This is a genomic window from Methylotenera versatilis 79, assembly GCF_000384375.1.
Classification (GTDB): domain Bacteria; phylum Pseudomonadota; class Gammaproteobacteria; order Burkholderiales; family Methylophilaceae; genus Methylotenera_A; species Methylotenera_A versatilis_B.
On sequence record NZ_ARVX01000001.1, the window covers coordinates 2,304,590 to 2,324,009 of the forward strand.

Consider the following 19,420-nt stretch of genomic DNA (forward strand, 5'->3'; position numbering starts at 1 on the left):
TCAGTTTCTATTTAACGTTTAGGGCCATGAGCTTTTGCCCATGTAATCAACTTATCGTATACAACACCAGGCAATATTCGAAATCCATTCCAAATCAAACGTGATTGCCACGGAATAATTGGTAATCTTGATTTATTCTTAATTTTTTTCTCAATTAATATTGCGGCCTTCTGAGGGGATAGAATTCCAGGTATCCAAAAAGGTAACCCCTCCGTCATTGCGGTATCTACAAAACCTAAGCCAATCGTTGTAACACTAATTCCGTGAGATACTAATCTTAACCTGAGGCTTTCTGTCCAAACATTTACTGCTGCTTTTGATGCAGAATAAGCGCCTGAGTTTGGTGTTCCCCGAAAAGACCCAATACTTGAAATAGCAACTATTTGACCTTTACCAGCAGCTTTCATCTCTTTGATAAAAGGCGTTATTGTATTAATTAATCCAAAATAGTTCACCCTCATCAATTCTTCAGCTATTTGATTTTCTTGATATTCTTGATCCTCTTCCCCACGTATGCCTGCATTAGCAATGACAATATCAATATGACCAACTGTTGCTAAAAAATCGTTCGATAACTTTTTCAATAGCGAATCGTCTGTCACATCTGCAACATATTCATAGACTACTGCACCTTTTGCGCGACACCGCTCTGATACTATATTCAACTCTAACTTACGACGCGCTAATAGGCCCATCGCGACGCCTGGTTTAGCATAAAGCTCACTTAAAGCCGCACCGACTCCAGAGGATGCGCCAGTGATCCAAATTGAACGTATATTTTCATTCTTCATAAATTATATTTTTTCAAAAGGACACTATTGATTTAATTGGATTTAAAAGAAAAACGACTATGACCAAAATATGCCATTGCAACAACTAAGACTGCAATAAGTGCTTGTGAAACAACTGGATTAAGCCCTATAAATTCGACAAAAAAACCGATTAATATAAGGTTAACGATAAATGTAGTGCCATATACAACATAAAATCTTAAGTACTCTCTTAAATAATTCCCTTTAGTTTTGAACACTAAAAATTTGTAACAAATATATGCATTAGTTAAACCAACTATTTGACTTAACACTAATACCAGCATGTAATGTAGAGAGTCGTGTGTTAAATAATATAAACACAGAAAAGCGACATAAGAAAATAGCGTGTTCCATGCACCTACTGCAACGTAGGTTAATTTTTTCTGAGTATTTGGAGAAGAGTTTTTGGCAAAATCCAGTAGTCGCATCATCCTTGGCTTCTCTCTAGATTCAAAATATTGATCAATTTAAGCCCACTTGATTTTTTACTATAAAATTTGGCCGTTGTTTTACCTCTTCATAAATAAGGCCAATATATTCACTCATTACGCCTAGTATGGTGAATAAAATACCAAACATTAATAATACGACAGTCATAATCGTGCCATAGCCAGCAAAAGGCACACCCCAAACCAATGCTTTAATAATGGTTACAACTAATAGTGCAAATGAAAGCATTGAAACCGAAATCCCCATAAAGGTAATAAGCTTTAAAGGAATATATGAATGAGCAAAAATGCCCTTTATTGCTAAATCTATAACTTTAAATGTATGCGCGCCTGAAACTCCGGCAAATCGCTCTGCGCGCTCATGTTTTATACCAACTGATTTGTATCCCACCCACGCAAAAAGCCCGCGTACAAAGCGATTACGCTCATGTATAGAGTTAATGGTTTGATACACTTTTTTGTCAATTAATCTAAAATCACTTACGTTGCTGGGTATTTTTCCATCTGTTAATGCATTTGCAACTCTGTAAAATAACTGTGAATTAAATCGACGAATAATGCCTGTGCCGTTACGTTTGGTGACGATGCCATATATGTTTTCGTAACCCTCTTCCCACTTCTGTATAAATTGGGTAATTAATTCTGGCGGGTCTTGTAGATCAGCTGTCATGATGACTGCAGCATCGCCTGATGCAAAGTTAAGCCCAGCTGTAATGCCACCGTCCATTCTAAAATTTCTGGCTAATTGTAAAATTTTAAACCGTTTATCTGTTTGATGAGCCAACAGCAATTTTTCGTACGTATTATCTTGCGATCCATTTTCAACAATAATTGCTTCAAAGTCGTAATTTGAATTTGTTCCAAATACAGCTTGCAAGCGTGATGTTAATTCACTGATATTGTCTTGTTCGTTATAAGCGGGAATGACAATAGATATTAATTTTTTATTCATATTTTTCTTAACTATTGAGTTACTGATTAATTTTTTGGATGGTTGCATCAATCGAAGCCGTTAAATCGTATTTTAAAGTTAACCCTAGCACTTTTTTCGCTTTTTCAGTTGATGGCACATAGCGGTCTATTTTTGACTCGGATATTGATGGCACGTCTGCTTGTGTTTGAGAACGTGAAGCTATTGTAGTGGCTAAATCCCCTAAAATAACTGCATGGTCTGAACCAACATTGTAAATGGGACAATCGGATGAAGCAGAATCTGCCATCGTCATTAACCATTCAACCAAATCATCTGCATACATATAGCTACGGTAAACTTTATGGGTAGTTTTTACAACAATTGGTCGCTTATTGATCGCATCTTCAATAAAATTCCCAATCGCAAAATGTTGATTTCTGGGTAACCAACACCCAACAAAAGCAAAACATCGTGCGATACTGACATTTAATCCCTCAGCACCCAATTGCTTTATTGCCAGCTCTGCATCATGCTTAGCAACCGCATAACTTTGTTTCGCAATATCCATGTGCACCAATCCACTTGGCATTTCATACTCATTTATTTGCGGAATATTCGAAGGCTGGGTACCATATACAGCGCCAGAACTTGTATAAACAATTTTACTTTTAAGATGAAATTTTTTAGCCAATTCACAATAGTGATAGGTACCCGCTTGTATATTTTTTTTCTCAGTTTCTGGTTGAGTAATATAGTTTCTTACATCAGTTGAAGCGGCCGCGTGAATAACATAATCAGCATTAGGCAAAAAATCTGTGGTAGTAATATCTGCGGATAATAGCTCAACGTTCGCATTTAGTAATTGCGGTGCTTCTGTTTTAAGGACCTGTGTATTTCTAGACATTACGATGACTTTGGCAATTTGCCAAGGCTCTAGTAAGCCCCGACTAAAGGCATCTAAAATAGATTTACCAAAAAAACCAGTGCCGCCGATAATTAATAGTGTCTTCATCATATATTGATATTAAATTTGACGGCTATTTAAGATAAAACTTTCCACCGACTTTCTAGCAATTCAATTCTTTTATCATCTTCTTGCATAATCATTGAGTAATAGTCACGTTTATTTAACAACCAAAGCAATTCAAATTTAACCGCCAAAAGCAAGCCCGTTTCAATATCGCAATCATTTATTGCTGTTGTCGCATCAAAAATAACCTTTCTAGTTTCAAACCGGGTTAAGTTTGTTGCGTGAATTTTCTTTAGCATTGATAACGCGTCGATTGATACTGCACCACCTACAACCATATCGATTTTATTGTCTAAGCAAACTTTACTGGCTTTAACACAATAGTCTGTAACAGCATCGGTATTGATTACTTCTCTTGACCAACCCATTGAGCCAGAAAAATCGACCCTGCCAAAAACCATGCCATCTAATGCATTATCTGTAGATGCGATTTTTGCCATCTCTTCTATATGATTAAATGCAGTGATGGTTTCAACATTGAATAAAAAGTCTGTGTCAGCTTGCTCTTCAATGCTATATATTTTATTTTTGGCATCAATAAATTTCGAAAGCGCATAAGGTGTCTCAACCATTGGCGCAATAATATATTCCACGCCAAGCTGCTTGCTTTCCATTAAATCTCTTATTGCTTCGCAACCACCAATTTTTAAACCAATCTTTAAATCAGCTTTACGTGCAATTTCAATTAACCTTAATAACTCATCTACCCTAGTTCCTTCAGCTTCAAATTCCGCCTTAACTGAAACTGCTCCATGTTCTTGTTTCAGCTTTTTTAAACATTCAAGCATTTGATATTCGCGATTATTCATAATTTTTTCTTTTTAATTAATTAGATATTTAGCTAAAGCCGAAAATTGATCTTCTGGCAAGTTCGGCGTCATTAAATGTAACGAATTAGACTCCATTGCACCATTAGTAGTAATTTTACTGGTTATTTTAGGAAAGTAAGTTTGTTCAGGATCAATGGAAACAATAAATGCACAAGTTTCTTTACTATCAAACATTTTTTTGAATTGCTCATCCGATTCATAACCCACATTTACTCTTATCGATGGCACCCCCCATGCCATAAAAAGTTTTTCCCAATTAGGCAAGCCTAATCCAGTAGTTCGATCGCAACCCACATATCTACCACCAAAGTAATTCCTTTGCGTAGCACGTATAGAGGCATAGCCAGAGTCATCAAAAATAAAGATTTTCAAATTTAATTTATTAATGGAAGCAGTACCGATTTCTTGAATATTTTGAGAAAATCCGCCATCACCTTCAACCAGGATAACTCGTTTATCAGGATGCGCGAATGCAGCCCCGATTGCGCCTGATAAGCCATACCCCATAGATGCCAAACCTTTATTGGTCACTATAGTTTGCTGTGATTTTTGCTCAAAAGCCTGCATCATGATTGTAAATGCTCCACCACTGCTACAAGGCACAATTACATCATTTTCTGCACTCAATTGTGATAGCTTTTCTGCAAAAATGTAAGGCGAGAGATATTCACTTCGAGTTTGATTGATAGGCTCAACTAAAGGTATAGATGCCCTAATTAATCCTGTGTAAGCAAGCCAATCTAAATGTGTGGCATTTTCATTAGCAGAGAAATTGTTATTTACAAGCTTGCTTAAAAACGCATTCGCATCTGCCAATATTGGAAATGCTACTTTAGGGTGCGCTTTATCCAATTCAGCTTGATCAATATCAATTTGAATCACTTCTCCCTTAGGAACAAACGATTGCCAATTGAAACCTGTTTGTTGCATGCCTAATCTAGTACCAACTGCAATGACTAAATCACTTTGTTGCAGAATTAAGTTAGCGCTGCGCTGCCCCCATGTATTAGGTCGCCCAACATAATTTGGCTGATTCGACGGTATACGATCAGCGGCATTCCAAGTGGTTGCAATTGGAATTTGTAAGCTTGCTAGTACTTGTTTTAACTTTCTGGTTGTTGCTCTATTGACTCCGCCGCCAATTAACAACAAAGGGCGTTTTGCGGCGTTTATTTTTTCTATTACTTTACTAATTTGATTGTCATCAGCTTGCGGATAGTCTAGGGCCACATTGTTATGATGTATTTGTGATGAAAACTGCACATCACGCGCTTGTACATCAATAGGCATTTCAATAAATACTGGGCCTTTCCTAAAAACACCTACGTGGTTAACTAAGTCAAAAAAATCACTGAAATCAACTGCTTCTTCTAACAACACAGATCTCACGGCGATTGGTTTAACGATGGATACACCATCGATTTCTTGTATGCCACGCTGACGTAATTTACCTTTTGCAAGGTCAGCCGTTTTGACCTGCCCGCCTATCACTAACAATTCTCGGCTCTCCAGGAAAGCGCCAGCAACGGCTGTCACAATATTAGTTAACCCAGGTCCTGCAGTGACTAATGCCACTGCTTTTTTGCCATTACTGCTTTCATTAAAATATTCAGCGGCAATACCGGCTGCAACTTCATGTATTACAGGAATACAAACTAATTTATGACTAAAACTTTCAATTAAATGCATGATATTTCCGCCGCCCACATAAAAACAATGGGTGTAATTCATTTGCACTAACCAATCAGTTATCTGATCGCTATACTTCATAAAACGCCTTTATATAATCGAATGATGCTTTCAAATCATGTGCTGATTGATCGTTAATGGGAATAAATTGACGATACAAATAACCGTTCTCATTTGGAATGATGATAACAAATTCATCTTTACGATGTTTTTTATCAGATTTGAATTTTTCAAAAGCATTTGCTGACGACATTTGCTTTAAATTTTGACTCAATGTAGAAATATTACTCAGTATGAGCTTAACGTACTTAAATAAAGCTTGCACTCTTGTATTGTTGCTTAATGAAGGATTCAATTTTGTGGAAAAATCCACTGCTATTAACATACCCAATCCAACTGCAACACCATGTGTTATTGCAAAATGACTAGCTGACTCTATTGCGTGTCCAAAAGTATGCCCAAAATTCAACAGCAGTCGAATGTCTTGATCAAATTCATCTTCCTCAATAAATTTCTTTTTTGTTTTTAACGTTAAGGAAATTGCTTGTGATAAATGAGTTTGATGAACATTACCGTCTGTTTGCACGATGTGTAAAAACCGTTCAAAGGCATCATCATTACTGGCAAAACAAATTTTGACTGCCTCACACAAACCAGCAATCACCTCATCTTTTAATAATGTGGCACAAAATTCTGTATGAATAAAAATTTCATCTGGTGGATAAAAGTTACCTGCAATATTTTTATACTGCCCTACGTTAATAGAAGATTTACCACCTAAGCAAGAATCAACCATACCAAGTAAAGTGGTTGGATAATACGTCCAGCTAATCCCACGCATGTAAATTGATGCCACAAAAGTCGCAACATCCTGTATCACTCCGCCCCCTATAGCATCCAGATGGCTTTTTCTGCTTGCTCCTAATGCTCTTAATTGTTCAATAACAGAACCAACTACTTCTAATGTCTTGGACTCTTCAGTGGCGGGAATAGCGATACATCGCTCATTTGATAGAAAAGGATAAAGCTCGAGTACATAGGCATCAATCAGAACATAACTTTGTTCTTTGTTAGCATTTGTTACTTTAGGTAAATTATCGACTATCTGAACTTGATAGTTTTTTACGCTTGATGCAATTTCAAATGATACGGACATCGGAGAATCCAAGATCTACCTTAACAAACTGCCCAGTTACTCCTGAGTTATCTGCGGAACATAAAAAATAAACAGAATTAGCGACATCCGCTAATTCTGCTAAACGTGAAAATTGTGTGGCGTATTTAATGCTGTTAACTTGATTGACTGACAAATTTTGATGCGTCATCGGTGTATTGAGCGCACCAGGAAGTACCGCATTAACTAAATAACCATCTGCGCCAAGGTCATTAGCTAAAGAAAGTACCAAGCCTTTAAGTGCCGACTTTGTAACGCCGTATGACAATTTATTTTGACGTGAAATATTCTGCCAAATTGAACTAATAATACAGAGCTTTGCCGACTTCTTTAATAGTCTTTCTTTTAAAAGAAGATTTAATGACTGGATAATATATACAACATTAATGTCATAAATTTCACGATGCTTATCGGCATTAAACGCATAAATGCTGTCATTACAATTTGCACCCTGAGACCAACATACCGCATCAAATTGACCAAAAGAGTGAAGCTTGCTGATTACTTCAGCGTTAGTTTCAACCAGCGGATTCCAGCAAATTGTATTATCAAGCGTGGCAAGTTGACGTGAAACACATACAACTTCCCAATCTTGATTGTTGAATCGCTGATGTATTGCTGTGCCTATAGCGCCGCTTGCACCAAAAACAAGTACTTTTTGTTTCATCTGCTTGCTAATCGAAATTTAAGCCAAGATATGTTTCGATTTTAGTGGCAGAAAAATCCAGCATTTCTTCTGTTAATCCAGGATAAACGCCAATCCAGAAGCTATCATTCATAACTTTATCCGTGTTTGTTAACTCGCCACTGATTCGATAATTGCGCCCTATCATATAAGGCTGCCTAGTTAAGTTGCCCGCAAATAATAACCGAGTGCCAATCTTGTTTTGATCAAGATAATTCAGTAAATCAACACGGTTAATATTGGCTTCTGGACGAATCGTCATTAAAAAACCAAACCAGGAAGGGTCGCTATTAGGTGTAGCTTCTGGAAGAATTAAAAATTCTTCACAAGAAGAAAGTCTATTTCTTAAATAAGCATAATTATCTTTACGTGCTTGTACAAAGCTATCAAGTTTATCCATTTGAGCTAAAGCACAAGCTGCCTGCATATCTGTAATTTTTAGGTTATAACCTAAATGTGCATAGGTATATTTATGATCGTAACCTTCAGGCAAGGTACCTAATTTCCAACAAAAACGCTTGCCACATGTGTTGTCTTTTCCTGGTGCGCAATAGCAATCACGACCCCAATCACGGAAAGATTCTGCGATTAATTTCAACTCAGGATTGTTGGTAAACACTGCACCACCTTCACCCATTGTAATATGGTGAGCGGGATAGAAACTGAGCGTGCCAATATCACCAAATGTACCCGTGAGCTGTCCTTCGTATCGTGAACCCAAAGCATCACAATTATCTTCAACCAACCATAGATTATATTTCTGACAAATCTCTTTAACCACTTTAATGTTAAATGGATTACCTAACGAGTGTGCGAGCATAATTGCTTTAGTCTTAGGACTAATTGCAGCTTCAATTTTGCTGGCGTCGATATTATGTGTAGTCAGCTCAATATCAACAAATACAGGAACAGCGCCAAACTGAAGTATAGGATTTACGGTAGTAGGGAAACCTGCTGCCACGCCAATTACCTCATCACCAGGCTTAATAGCACGCGCGCCTAATCTTGGTGATGTGAGTGCGGTAAAGGCAAGTAAGTTAGCAGATGAGCCAGAATTAGTAGTAATTAGAAACTTTACGCCCAAATAGTCAGCCAAGCGTTTTTCAAAGGCTTCATTGAACCGACCTGTTGTTAACCAACCATCAAGTGAAGCTTCAACCATATTTTTAAGCTCAGCAGCATCAAGCACTTTTCCAGAAGGTGGAATAATAGTTTTACCTGCTTCAAAAGCTTTAGGCTCATATTTAATTGCTGCATACTCGTCAACCAGTTTAGCAATTTGCTGGCGGATTTCTAAAGGTCTATCCAAAACGTTTTCCTTATAATTTTTATGGTTTAATTGTTGATTATTTAAAATAAATAGCTATGTTTATTACAATATTGCTGATTCGTATTGTTTTATTTGCTCTAAGCATAAAGTTTGCATATCAGCATTTGCTTGATGCGCTTTGTGCCAAACACAAATTTTATCTATCGCTTCAGCTAACTTCCATCTTGGTTGCCAATTCAAAAGCATCTTTGCTTTAGAGCAATCAAGTTTCAAATAATGCGCTTCATGAGGATGATTGCCGCTATCTAATGACCAACTCGCACCTTCACCCCAATCTTTTGCAAACCTTTCCACAATCCATTGCACAGGCTTAGCATCATCGTCATTGGGGCCGAAATTCCATCCCTCAGCATACGCTGATCCATGTTGATATAAATTTTCAGCCAATAATAAATAGCCTGACAATGGCTCTAACACGTGTTGCCACGGGCGTACAGCTAAAGGATTTCGAATGTTGACTGGATTGTTTAATGTGATGGCTCGCACAATATCAGGAATAAGTCGATCATATGCCCAGTCACCGCCGCCAATCACGTTACCCGCACGGGCAGAAGCCAAAGCAACTCCATGGATTTCATATTTACCTGAGTGAAAATATGAGCTTCGATATGCAGCAGTTATAAGCTCTGAACAGCCTTTACTATTACTATATGGATCATAACCACCCATCGCTTCGTTTTCACGATATCCCCACACCCATTCGCGATTTTCATAACACTTGTCACTTGTAACGTTTACTACAGCCTTGACACTTGGGGCATTTCGCACGGCCTCAAGCAAATTTACGGTGCCCATTACGTTTGTAGAATAAGTTTCAACTGGATCAATATAGGATTGACGTACTAAAGCTTGTGCTGCCATGTGAAAAACAATCTCAGGCTTGTGTTCAGCAAAGACTGCAGACAAGCCTGCTAAATCACGAATATCGCCAACAATATTAGTCATACCTTTACTAACATTTGCAACATCAAATAAGCTTGGTTTAGCGGATGGAGCTAAAGCATAACCCACAACATTAGCACCCATCGATTGCAACCACAAAGATAACCAACTGCCTTTAAAACCAGTATGTCCTGTTAAAAGAACGCGCTTATTTTTCCAAAACTCGTGATTCACGACCATACCTTCCACGGCGCTTTACCTGACTGCCATAGTTCTTCAAGATGTATCTTGTCACGCAAGGTGTCCATTGGCTGCCAAAATCCATGATGTTGAAATGCGGCTAACTGGCCTTCTTCTGCCAATCGCTCTAATGGATCGCGTTCCCAAGTAGTTTTATCATCCACAAGATATTCAAGAATTTGTGGTGACAATACAAAAAAACCACCGTTTATCATTGCACCGTCACCTTTGGGCTTCTCATGGAAACTATTCACTTTTACGCCGTTTAAATCTAAAGCACCAAAACGTCCTGGAGGAATTGTCCCTGTTAGAGTAGCTTTAAGTCCCTGTGCTTTATGGAATTTAATCAGTTTAGTAATATTGACATCGCTGACTCCATCTCCATAAGTAAAACAAAAAGCCTCTTCATCTTTTATATAATCTGCTACACGCTTTAAACGACCACCTGTCATCGTTTCTTCGCCAGTATCGACCAAAGTTACTTTCCACGGTTCGGCATAACGCTGATGCACTTCCATTTTGTTATTTTGCATATCAAAAGTAACATCTGAAGTGTGTAAAAAATAGTTAGCAAAGTATTCTTTAATGACATAGCCTTTGTAGCCACAGCAAATCACAAAGTCATGAATACCATGAGCAGAATACATTTTCATGATATGCCACAAAACAGGCTTGCCGCCAATTTCAACCATAGGCTTTGGTCGAACTGATGTCTCTTCACTGATACGGGTGCCTAAACCACCCGCCAAAATTACTGCTTTCATTAATTAACTACTCTTCCATAACTATCATCAAACCGAATAATATCATCTTCGCCTACATAATCACCACACTGTACTTCAATAATACTTAACGGTTCACTACCTTTATTTTCTAAGCGATGGCGATGCGTTTTTGAGATATAGGTGGATTGGTTTTCGTTTAAGGTGAATTCGATTTCGTTATTGGTAATGGTGGCAATACCAGAAACGACTACCCAATGTTCAGCGCGATGTTTGTGCATTTGCATGGATAATTTTGCACCTGGATTCACTACAATGCGCTTGATTTTAAAGTTGATACTTTCTTCTAGGACAGTGTAACTGCCCCATGGGCGATAAACCGTCTGATGGATTTCAGTTAAAACGGGATTGTGAATTTTCACTTGTGCAACTAGCGCTTTAATGTCTTCACTACGGTTTTTATCGCAAATCAAAGTAGCATCTGCAGTTTGAATAACCGCGATGTTATCTACGCCCAAAATTGCCAGCAAACCTGTTTCTGTCCACAGCAAACTATTGGTTGTTTCTTGTGATAACACTTGGCCGTGCGTCACATTGTTTTGCGCGTCTTTTTCATGCCGTTGGTAAATAGAATCCCAGCTACCTAAGTCGCTCCATGCCATATCCACTGGCACTACCGCCACTTTTTCTGCCAGTTCTGCCAAGCCATAATCCATCGATACATTATCAAAGTTCGCATAAGTATCTGAAAAGTTTTCCTCATTCAGACTAACCACTTGCTGCGCCATTTCTGGTTGATATTGTTTCAGCATATTCATAAATGCTTGTGATTTAAACACGAACATACCGCTATTCCACAAATAGCCATCGCTGACAAATTGTTTGGCTTTTTCCACATCAGGCTTTTCGACGAACTTATCGACCTTAAACAACGGCAGCGCGCCATTGTATGTCAGTTGCTGTCCAGTCTTAATATAACCATAACCAGTTGCAGGCTCATGCGGCTTAATGCCGAGCAATACTAAATAGCCATCATTCGCGGCTAATTCAGCGGTTTGCCAAGCTTGTAAAAACGCATCGGTTTTATCGATGGCATGATCAGAGGCAAACACACCGATCAACGCGTTTGGATCTTGCTGATTGATTTGATTCACTGCCCAAGCAATCGCAGGTAAAGTATTTCTGGCGCAAGGCTCTGCCAACACATTACTCACAGATTCAGGCGCGATTTCTGCCAATTGACCTTTTACTTCGAATTTATGATCTTCGTGCGTAACCGTAAACAAATTGGCGGCAGAAACATGCGCTAACAAACGCTGTGTGGTTTGCTGCAACAAAGTTAAATCGCCATTTAATGCCAATAATTGCTTAGGACGTAATGTACGTGATAGTGGCCACAAGCGCGTGCCAGAGCCGCCACATAAAATAATCGCATAACGGTTTAATTGCGCGCTCATGATTGATTGATCTCCATTTGATGGAATTTGATATTAATCGTTTGGTTAGCGTCTTTACGCAGCTCTTCTATTTCAGCTTGTAAATTAGCATGTTCTTGCAATTTCATCTTCAAAAATCGCGCAGTAATCACGGATTTTTCTTCTAAACCTTTAGGCGTTAAAAGATACATATAGCCGAGTTTGTTTTTATTATGATGAAAGTTTGTAGCTTTTAATAAGCCCACTTCTATCAATGCCTTAAGACAAAAATTCACGCGACCTAAACTGATGCTCAATTCGCGCGCTAAATCGCGTTGGCTAATCTCTGGATTAGCTTCTAATATTTTTAAAATTTTATAGCGGTATTCGTCAGTTAACACGAGTCAAATCAACCGTTCATCAATTGAACGCCAGTGTAACAACCTTCAGTCCATCCATGCAAGTAGTACTTTTAATTTTGTACCTAAGCCATTGATTTAGTTGCAATGACTTAACACTATTTTTAGCTCAATTAATTTTAATTTAGCCTATTCCAGTAAACTTCTTAATATCGCGTTGTTGGCGTTTAGTAGGTCGCCCTGCGCCTCTTTCCCTAATGCCATGATCTGCCTCACGCGTGATTATGGCGTTTTCACGCTTGGTTTTACTTTGCTCAGTTTCAACATATAAAAGTGCCGCTTCTGGCGCACCACGGCGAATGTTAGACAATCCCGTTACACTCACTTCTATTTCAAACTCTTTACTGCGCATATTAATCAACATGCCTATTTTGACTTCTTTGGCAGGCTTGGCGCGGTCGCCATCTACACGCACTTTTCCGCTATCAACGGCATCTACTGCAATGCTACGAGTTTTAAAAAAGCGTGCCGCCCACAGCCACTTATCTAAACGGCATTTTTCGTCAGCGCTTTCCGATTTTTCAGTTTTTTCTTTCAAGCAAACCTACTTCAATATTAATGAAAATATTCCAAATTAAAACTAAATCAAATTAAGCTGCTTTTGTTGCTGATACGGCTGGTTACTTTCCAGCGTTTTACGGTAATTTGCCAATTCTTCTTGCACGTGTCCCATGACAGTATTTGGGGCGTAAATGCCCGCCATATCTTGCTGCCCTGCTGCCAGCCCAGTTAAATACTCAATACCTTCTAGCACGTGGTCAATGGTAATAATATGAAACTGGCCTTGTTTAACCGCCTCTACTACGGCTGTATCCAGCAGCAAATGGCGTTGATTGCGTTTAGGAATAATCACGCCTTGTTTGCCGTTAAGTCCAAGCGCTTGGCATACGCGGAAATAACCTTCAATCTTCTCATTCACGCCGCCAATCGGCATCACTTCGCCAAATTGATTCAGCGCACCAGTTACGGCAATGCCTTGGCTAATCGGTAAGCCAGCCAAGGCGGAAAGCAAGGCAAACAATTCCGCGCACGAAGCAGAATCACCTTCTACGCCATTATATTCCTGCTCAAAAACCAATGACGCATTCAAACTTAATGGTGCCAAATGGCTAAAGCTGGCACTTAACCAATTTTGCAGGATAAAAATGCCTTTATCATGATTCGGGCCACTCATATTCACTTCGCGGTCAATATTAATCAGGCCTTTTCCGCCTGGATAACAGCGCGCGGTAATGCGAATCGGCGAGCCGAAACTAGCATCGCCTAGCTCAATATGCGTCAAGCCATTCACTTGCCCTACTACATCGCCATGTACCTGAATAAGCAACTCGTTATCAATGATTGAATCACGAATTTGTGACTCGAAATATTGATTACGCGTCGATTTAGCTTGAATCGCTGCCTGCACATGTTGTGCGGCAACTAAGCTCTCACCATGTGCAAAAGCGGCACTTTCCAACATCAAGCGCTCTAAAAACGCAAAGTTTGTGCTGATGCGCGTTTGGTCTTCCTCCAAACGCTGCAACGCGCCAATCAAGGCGGCAACCGCGTCTTTTGTAAAATGAGCCGTGCCATGTTGCACTGATTTCTGCGCGATAAATCCTGCAATCGCGGCATAATTTTCAGGCGTTGCCGAAATGCGCTCTGCAAACTCCACTTTAATCGGAAAATAATTGAAGAAATCTGGCTGCTCATCCAAACAATCGTAAAAATCTTCACGCGTGGCAATCAACACCAGTTTCACTTGCAACGGCAAAAGCGTGTTATTCGCCACATAACTCGTGCTTTGCGCGTTGCTACTTGCATCCTCAATTTGCAAAGTGCCATTGCGCAGAAACCGATGCAGTTTTTCAATGATTTGTGTGCCATTTTGTTCATCATTTAACAAATCACGCAAATGCAATAACAACATACCACCATCAGCCTTGTGCAGATTACCTGCACGCAACCTAGAAAAATCTGGTGAAACCGAACTATCCGAAGCACTTTCAACGCCTCCAAATAGTGATTGTATGCTGGGATCGTTATCGTAAATGACAGGCTGGCTCAGCGATTGCGCTTGTGTTGCGCGATTATCCACCAACACGTTGACGCGAAAGCGTGCAAAAAACGGTTCGCTGATTAACCCTTCTAAATTGCTTTCCGCATCTGCACTCACTGCTGGTTGCCACGCTTTTAAATAGGACAATGTTTCTTGATTAACCATCTTAAAATATGCTTTTAAAGTTGGCTCATCAAAAGCTTGTTCCAGTTGCAAAATCGCTGCACTTAGCCATTGTTCTGCGGCTGTTAAAATCGTCTCTTGATTATCTGCCGCCACAAAATTAGGTAGCTCTGTCATTAATGCACGTGCAAAACCGTCCATTTCAACGCGCAGTTTATTCGCCATTCCTACTGGTAATTTAATTAAACTTGGCAGGTTAATCTGCTCGAAATTGTAAATCGAGACCAAATCCCTTAAACCTAATAAATCTAAATCTTTTGAATTAACTGTTTTTGCCTGCCTGGCAATGTCTAACATCGCGCTATGCATCAGCGAAGTACGGCCACTGCCGTGCGCACCAAGCACTAATACATTAAAACCTGTTTGCTGCATATTCAAACCAAACAACGCAGATTTTTTTGCTTCACTTTGCGCGACCCAGCCGTGCGCATTTGGTTGCAACGTATTGGTCTGCAATATATTTAGTGGAGATTCAGCGCCATTTTCTAGCAATTCTTGTGTGTTATTAAACGTTAACTCGTTTAACGGAATGCTGGCATTTAAATCGTTTGCGGTTAATTTTTGCATCAATTTGCGGATTTTCTATTTTATAAATGACTTAAAGATGATTGGTTATTTAACAGATTTACACAGAGAATATTTAATGTAATTTATTATAAAAATACTTTAACTATATGTTTATTAATTACTTACTCCATTTTTCAAGCGATTCATCATCACTCAATTTAGCATCCACCCAGCGCTCACCAGTTGGCGTGATTTCTTTCTTCCAAAAAGGCGCTTGGGTTTTTAAATAATCCATGATGAACTCACAAGCCTTAAATGCCTCACCGCGATGCGCGCTTAACACCGCCACCAGTACAATCTGGTCAAGCGGCTTAAGTGTTCCAACTCGGTGAATGACCAAAGTATCAATCAGATTCCAACGCGCATGCGCCTGAGTTTCAATCGCCGCCAGCGCAGTTTCTGTCATGCCCGGATAATGCTCCAAAGTCAGCGTATTGACAGAATCGCCATCATTCATATCGCGCACTTGGCCGACAAAACTCACCAGCGCACCAGCGCTTGGGTTAGCAAGACGTAACTGGTTCAATAATAAACCAACATCAAAGTCTTCAGTTTGTACTTGAATACTCATTCAGTCGCCCATTCAATTTCTAAGCTATTCAATTACTAGCCACCCGTCACAGGTGGGAAAAACGCTACTTCATCATTAGCTTGAATCTTAGCTAAATCATCTACCAAATTATGGTTAATCGCAGCACGTACAACCTGCTTACCATCGAACAAATTAGCCCACACATCTCCGCGTAAAGCCAACCAGTTTTTAAGCGCAGTGATGGTTGAAATGTCACTTGGCAAATCCAACTCTTCTGTCGAGTAATTCACTGCTTCTTTGATTCTGGCAAAATATAAAACTTTTATTTTCATTTTAATTCAATTATTTAGGATTATTAATTAATGTAAATTATTGGTTAACTTAATGGACTAACTATCGGTTTCGTCAATAACATCCAGTAAATCTATTGGCTCATTGCTTAACTCAACTCGCTCAATTTGTTTAAAGCGATTCGTGATTTTTTGGCTACTAATATGTACTTCTTGCGCGTTATCGTGTGCTTGACGAATGTTATCCGCTAATTTTTTCATGCGAACATCAAAGCGCTCAAAATCTTTGCTTAACTTACCAAGTTCATCTTTAATAATATGCACCTGTTTGCGCATTTCCACATCTTTTAACACAGCGCGCGCGGTATTTAACACCGCCATCAATGTAGTTGGTGAAACCAGCCAAACGCGTTTATTCATGGCGTAATTGATAATCTCTGGATGATAAGCATGAATCTCAGCAAATACCGCTTCCGCTGGAATAAACATCACTGCGCCATCGCTGGTCACATGCGGAATAATATATTTGCTCGCAATATCATCTACATGCTTTTTAATATCCGCTTTAAACTGCTTTTTAGCTAAACTTTTCTCAATCTCATTCAAGCTGCTATCAAACATTCTGTGATAGTTTTCCAGTGGGAATTTGCTATCCACGGCAACAGTACCCGTTGGTTGCGGCAGGAAAAGTGCGCAATCCACACGCACGCCGTTTTCAAAGGTATGCTGCATTTTAAAGCTATCGTTTGGTAATACATTACGCACCAAACCTTCTAACTGCACCTCGCCATAAGCACCACGACTGCGTTTATCGCCCAACAATTCTTGCAGGCTAACCATATTCACCGTTAAGCCATCAATTTTCTTTTGCGCTTCATCAATCGTGGCTAAGCGTTCCATCACGCTAATAAACGTTTCGTTGGTCTTTTTAAAACCTTCGTCTAATCGTTCCGACACTTTGCCGCCTATTTGCTCTAAACGGCTGTCGACTATTTTGCCCAAACTTTCGACACTTTGCGTCAACGTTGTAGTAGCTTTTAGCATCGTATTGTTGATTAGTGATTGCTGTTCTCTGCCCTGCTCACTTAAGGTTTTGTGCAGCGTTTCCAAAACGGTTTCGCGCGTTTGTGCCAAGCTGGTATTTTGCGCCAATTGTAATTCTTGCATGGCGTTGCGTGTACTTTGCAGTTCTAGCGAAACCTGCGCTTTCAATCTGTCACTATTATCTTGCGACACAACATTCAAGCGATCTGCCAACTTATTTAAGCCGTCATTTAAATCCAATAACATCAAGCGATGTTTATCTTCTAACTGATTGAGCAATGCGCTATTTTTGCTGCTGGAAAACTCGCGCCACGCCAGCCAAGCCAGCAAAATAAGCGTTAAAACTAAAAGTAAGACTATAATTTCGTTCATACAGAACATTATAAACCAGTGTGGCTTTCACCTTTATAAATAAAATCATATGAATAAACTCAAACTGCTTTTAGGCCAATGGCTTGCCAACTTGACGCGCAAGCTTAAAAACAACTTTTACATTTACCTCGCCACCATGTTCACTTTGCTGGTGTTGCTGGATGCTGGTGTGTTTAATGTTGGGCTGAATATGCGCGATAAGGCATTCGATTTTATGGTGAAGAATCGTGTATTTCAGCCAAGTGCAGACAAAGATATCGTGATTGTGGATATTAACGAAGCGAGCTTAGCGGCGTTTGCCAAAGAGTATGGCCGCTGGCCTTGGCCGCGACAAGTTTTAGGTGAATTTGTAGAGAATATTCAAGCACAAAATCCTAAGGCTATTGTGTTTGATATTGTGTTCAGTGATGCGGATATCTATAACGCGGACAGTGACGCTTATTTTAATGAGGTGATTGCCGCATCCGACAATACTTTTTTCCCTATTTTGCGTTTAGATGCCAGCCAAGACACATCCAGCCAATTAAAATATGCACAGATTCCGGGGTTAACTCAAAATGCTGAGGCCAAAAAAAATGTGGATAGTCAACATGCAACTGTAGCCGCCATATTGCCGTATTTTGAAGCCGCGCTTAAACCTAATCGTTTAGGTACGCACAATGTGTATCCGGATAACGATGGCATTGTGCGCCAATATCGCATGTATCATGACAACGCTGGCTGGCGTTTACCTTCTCTACCTTTAGTGGTTGCGCAGTTTGCTAATAATCAGCCTATTGAAAACCTGCCACAAGATATGCTGATTAACTGGCGCGGCAAACCATTTACTTACACTTACACCACGTTTAGCGATGTGTTTACTGATTTAGCCAGCGAACATAAAAAACGCCCAGCCAATGAATTTACCAACAAAATCGTCATTATTGGTTCTACCGCGCCCGGTTTGTTTGATATCAAAGCAACGGCAATGGACAAACAATTTCCAGGCGTAGAAATTCTGGCGACCGCGATTGATAACGCAAAACATGGCGACTATTTAAAAGTGTGGCGCGGTAAAATACCTTATATATTGCTCAGTTTATTGTTGATTTGGGCGACCACGCTGGCGTTTTACTTTAAGGTAGACCGAGACCGATTCAACTCAATTTTCACTGGCGGGCAAATTGGTTTGCTGGTGTTATCGTATGTGGCGATCAATCTGACCAACACTTATCTCGATTTGACTGCACCCATTTTGTGGGCAGTCGCATTGTTCGGTATCGCTAAAATCTATGCTTTAGCCACAGACCGTGCGCTACAACGCTGGCTGGCATTCGGTTTGAAAGCTGATGCAGCTGAATCTAGCGTATTAATCATGCCGATTTTAGTGGAAAGCAATGAAGCTTTAAGCCCTGCGATGCTAAAAAAACTAAAACGTGAGATCGAGTTAAATAGCAAATCGCCGAATAGTATTGAGGCTATTCATGGCACGCAAAGCGGCATTTGGGGCTTATTTGGCGACATGATTGTAGTGAGCTGGATGTTTGCAAACAATAAGCCCGAATATGCTGAAACAGCGCGTAAAGACGCATCTCAGCTTGCCGAAAAGCTACCGGACTTAATCAACCATTGCGGTCTACCCAGCACAACGGTGACGCGTTACACGCTGCATACGGGCAAACTGGCACAATTGCAAACAACAGATTCTGCGATTTCTTTAGCATCGCAATGGCGTATATTGTTCGCACAAGCCGTTATTCAATTAGAGGCTGGCAATTTAGAAACTAATCATTCAAAAACCAGCACTTAAAAACTAGAACTT

At 39.7% G+C, this 19,420-nt stretch carries 19 protein-coding genes; 1 reads left to right on the forward strand and 18 read right to left on the reverse strand.

The features are described from left to right. Positions 1–11: 11 nt before the first annotated feature. The 18 genes from METVE_RS0111125 to METVE_RS0111210 all read right to left on the reverse strand — a co-directional run bounded on the left by METVE_RS0111125 (position 12) and on the right by METVE_RS0111210 (position 17,619). Positions 12–791 (reverse strand): SDR family NAD(P)-dependent oxidoreductase, encoded by a 780-nt coding sequence (locus METVE_RS0111125; protein WP_020168560.1) that lies wholly within the window; start codon positions 789–791, stop codon positions 12–14. A gap of 32 nt (positions 792–823) precedes the next feature. Further along, positions 824–1,240, reverse strand: a complete 417-nt coding sequence (locus tag METVE_RS0111130) for a GtrA family protein (protein WP_081621898.1) — start codon at positions 1,238–1,240, stop codon at positions 824–826. Positions 1,241–1,274: 34 nt separating this feature from the next. Beyond that, positions 1,275–2,261 carry a glycosyltransferase family 2 protein gene (locus METVE_RS0111135; RefSeq protein WP_020168562.1) on the reverse strand — a complete coding sequence of 329 codons (987 nt, stop codon included), beginning with the start codon at positions 2,259–2,261 and terminating at the stop codon, positions 1,275–1,277. Then, positions 2,233–3,186, reverse strand: a complete 954-nt coding sequence (locus METVE_RS0111140) for an NAD-dependent epimerase/dehydratase family protein (protein WP_020168563.1) — start codon at positions 3,184–3,186, stop codon at positions 2,233–2,235. The genes METVE_RS0111135 and METVE_RS0111140 overlap by 29 nt, the downstream gene beginning before the upstream one ends. Positions 3,187–3,215: 29 nt before the next feature. After that, positions 3,216–4,013, reverse strand: coding sequence for an aldolase/citrate lyase family protein (locus METVE_RS0111145; protein ID WP_020168564.1), 798 nt, complete (start codon positions 4,011–4,013; stop codon positions 3,216–3,218). A 12-nt stretch (positions 4,014–4,025) separates the two neighbouring features. After that, complete coding sequence (locus tag METVE_RS0111150) at positions 4,026–5,804, reverse strand: thiamine pyrophosphate-binding protein (protein ID WP_020168565.1); 1,779 nt, start codon at positions 5,802–5,804, stop codon at positions 4,026–4,028. Then, entirely contained in the window at positions 5,794–6,891 is a 1,098-nt protein-coding gene (locus METVE_RS0111155) for a 3-dehydroquinate synthase (RefSeq protein WP_232415329.1), read from the reverse strand. The genes METVE_RS0111150 and METVE_RS0111155 overlap by 11 nt, the downstream gene beginning before the upstream one ends. Beyond that, positions 6,863–7,564 (reverse strand): SDR family NAD(P)-dependent oxidoreductase, encoded by a 702-nt coding sequence (locus METVE_RS0111160; RefSeq protein WP_020168567.1) that lies wholly within the window; start codon positions 7,562–7,564, stop codon positions 6,863–6,865. The genes METVE_RS0111155 and METVE_RS0111160 overlap by 29 nt, the downstream gene beginning before the upstream one ends. Before the next feature lie 7 nt (positions 7,565–7,571). After that, positions 7,572–8,891 (reverse strand): lipopolysaccharide biosynthesis protein RfbH, encoded by a 1,320-nt coding sequence (gene rfbH / locus METVE_RS0111165; RefSeq protein WP_020168568.1) that lies wholly within the window; start codon positions 8,889–8,891, stop codon positions 7,572–7,574. A gap of 63 nt (positions 8,892–8,954) precedes the next feature. Then, complete coding sequence (gene rfbG, locus METVE_RS0111170) at positions 8,955–10,034, reverse strand: CDP-glucose 4,6-dehydratase (RefSeq protein ID WP_020168569.1); 1,080 nt, start codon at positions 10,032–10,034, stop codon at positions 8,955–8,957. Continuing rightward, the gene (gene rfbF / locus METVE_RS0111175) at positions 10,025–10,798 is read right to left on the reverse strand and encodes a glucose-1-phosphate cytidylyltransferase (protein ID WP_020168570.1); all 774 of its coding nucleotides are present in this window, start codon (positions 10,796–10,798) and stop codon (positions 10,025–10,027) included. Before rfbF ends, rfbG begins: the two co-directional genes overlap by 10 nt. Further along, positions 10,798–12,213, reverse strand: a complete 1,416-nt coding sequence (locus METVE_RS0111180; protein ID WP_020168571.1) for a mannose-1-phosphate guanylyltransferase/mannose-6-phosphate isomerase — start codon at positions 12,211–12,213, stop codon at positions 10,798–10,800. The genes rfbF and METVE_RS0111180 overlap by 1 nt, the downstream gene beginning before the upstream one ends. After that, the gene (locus tag METVE_RS0111185) at positions 12,210–12,572 is read right to left on the reverse strand and encodes a MarR family EPS-associated transcriptional regulator (RefSeq protein ID WP_020168572.1); all 363 of its coding nucleotides are present in this window, start codon (positions 12,570–12,572) and stop codon (positions 12,210–12,212) included. The genes METVE_RS0111180 and METVE_RS0111185 overlap by 4 nt, the downstream gene beginning before the upstream one ends. A 142-nt stretch (positions 12,573–12,714) precedes the next feature. Next, positions 12,715–13,128, reverse strand: a complete 414-nt coding sequence (locus tag METVE_RS0111190) for an RNA-binding S4 domain-containing protein (protein ID WP_020168573.1) — start codon at positions 13,126–13,128, stop codon at positions 12,715–12,717. A gap of 42 nt (positions 13,129–13,170) precedes the next feature. Then, the gene (locus METVE_RS0111195) at positions 13,171–15,381 is read right to left on the reverse strand and encodes a Lon protease family protein (protein ID WP_020168574.1); all 2,211 of its coding nucleotides are present in this window, start codon (positions 15,379–15,381) and stop codon (positions 13,171–13,173) included. Positions 15,382–15,499: 118 nt separating this feature from the next. Then, entirely contained in the window at positions 15,500–15,952 is a 453-nt protein-coding gene (gene moaE / locus METVE_RS0111200) for a molybdopterin synthase catalytic subunit MoaE (RefSeq protein ID WP_020168575.1), read from the reverse strand. A 35-nt stretch (positions 15,953–15,987) separates the two neighbouring features. Next, positions 15,988–16,245, reverse strand: a complete 258-nt coding sequence (moaD, locus tag METVE_RS0111205) for a molybdopterin converting factor subunit 1 (RefSeq protein ID WP_020168576.1) — start codon at positions 16,243–16,245, stop codon at positions 15,988–15,990. Positions 16,246–16,302: 57 nt separating this feature from the next. Further along, positions 16,303–17,619, reverse strand: coding sequence for a DNA recombination protein RmuC (locus METVE_RS0111210; RefSeq protein ID WP_020168577.1), 1,317 nt, complete (start codon positions 17,617–17,619; stop codon positions 16,303–16,305). A 49-nt stretch (positions 17,620–17,668) separates the two neighbouring features. Here METVE_RS0111210 and METVE_RS0111215 point away from each other — a divergent pair, with 49 nt between their 5' ends. Further along, the gene (locus tag METVE_RS0111215; RefSeq protein ID WP_020168578.1) at positions 17,669–19,408 is read left to right on the forward strand and encodes a CHASE2 domain-containing protein; all 1,740 of its coding nucleotides are present in this window, start codon (positions 17,669–17,671) and stop codon (positions 19,406–19,408) included. Positions 19,409–19,420 lie beyond the last annotated feature (12 nt).

Bases quoted from the DNA above. Each gene is read 5' to 3' on its own strand.
- METVE_RS0111210 (WP_020168577.1), bottom strand. From the start codon at position 17,619: ATGAACGAAATTATAGTCTTACTTTTAGTTTTAACGCTTATTTTGCTG.
- rfbF (WP_020168570.1), bottom strand. From the start codon at position 10,798: ATGAAAGCAGTAATTTTGGCGGGTGGTTTAGGCACCCGTATCAGTGAA.
- METVE_RS0111130 (WP_081621898.1), bottom strand. From the start codon at position 1,240: ATGCGACTACTGGATTTTGCCAAAAACTCTTCTCCAAATACTCAGAAA.
- METVE_RS0111180 (WP_020168571.1), bottom strand. From the start codon at position 12,213: ATGAGCGCGCAATTAAACCGTTATGCGATTATTTTATGTGGCGGCTCT.
- moaD (WP_020168576.1), bottom strand. From the start codon at position 16,245: ATGAAAATAAAAGTTTTATATTTTGCCAGAATCAAAGAAGCAGTGAAT.
- METVE_RS0111150 (WP_020168565.1), bottom strand. From the start codon at position 5,804: ATGAAGTATAGCGATCAGATAACTGATTGGTTAGTGCAAATGAATTAC.
- moaE (WP_020168575.1), bottom strand. From the start codon at position 15,952: ATGAGTATTCAAGTACAAACTGAAGACTTTGATGTTGGTTTATTATTG.
- METVE_RS0111135 (WP_020168562.1), bottom strand. From the start codon at position 2,261: ATGCAACCATCCAAAAAATTAATCAGTAACTCAATAGTTAAGAAAAAT.
- METVE_RS0111140 (WP_020168563.1), bottom strand. From the start codon at position 3,186: ATGAAGACACTATTAATTATCGGCGGCACTGGTTTTTTTGGTAAATCT.
- METVE_RS0111145 (WP_020168564.1), bottom strand. From the start codon at position 4,013: ATGAATAATCGCGAATATCAAATGCTTGAATGTTTAAAAAAGCTGAAA.
- METVE_RS0111215 (WP_020168578.1), top strand. From the start codon at position 17,669: ATGAATAAACTCAAACTGCTTTTAGGCCAATGGCTTGCCAACTTGACG.
- METVE_RS0111160 (WP_020168567.1), bottom strand. From the start codon at position 7,564: ATGAAACAAAAAGTACTTGTTTTTGGTGCAAGCGGCGCTATAGGCACA.
- METVE_RS0111125 (WP_020168560.1), bottom strand. From the start codon at position 791: ATGAAGAATGAAAATATACGTTCAATTTGGATCACTGGCGCATCCTCT.
- rfbG (WP_020168569.1), bottom strand. From the start codon at position 10,034: ATGGTCGTGAATCACGAGTTTTGGAAAAATAAGCGCGTTCTTTTAACA.
- METVE_RS0111195 (WP_020168574.1), bottom strand. From the start codon at position 15,381: ATGCAAAAATTAACCGCAAACGATTTAAATGCCAGCATTCCGTTAAAC.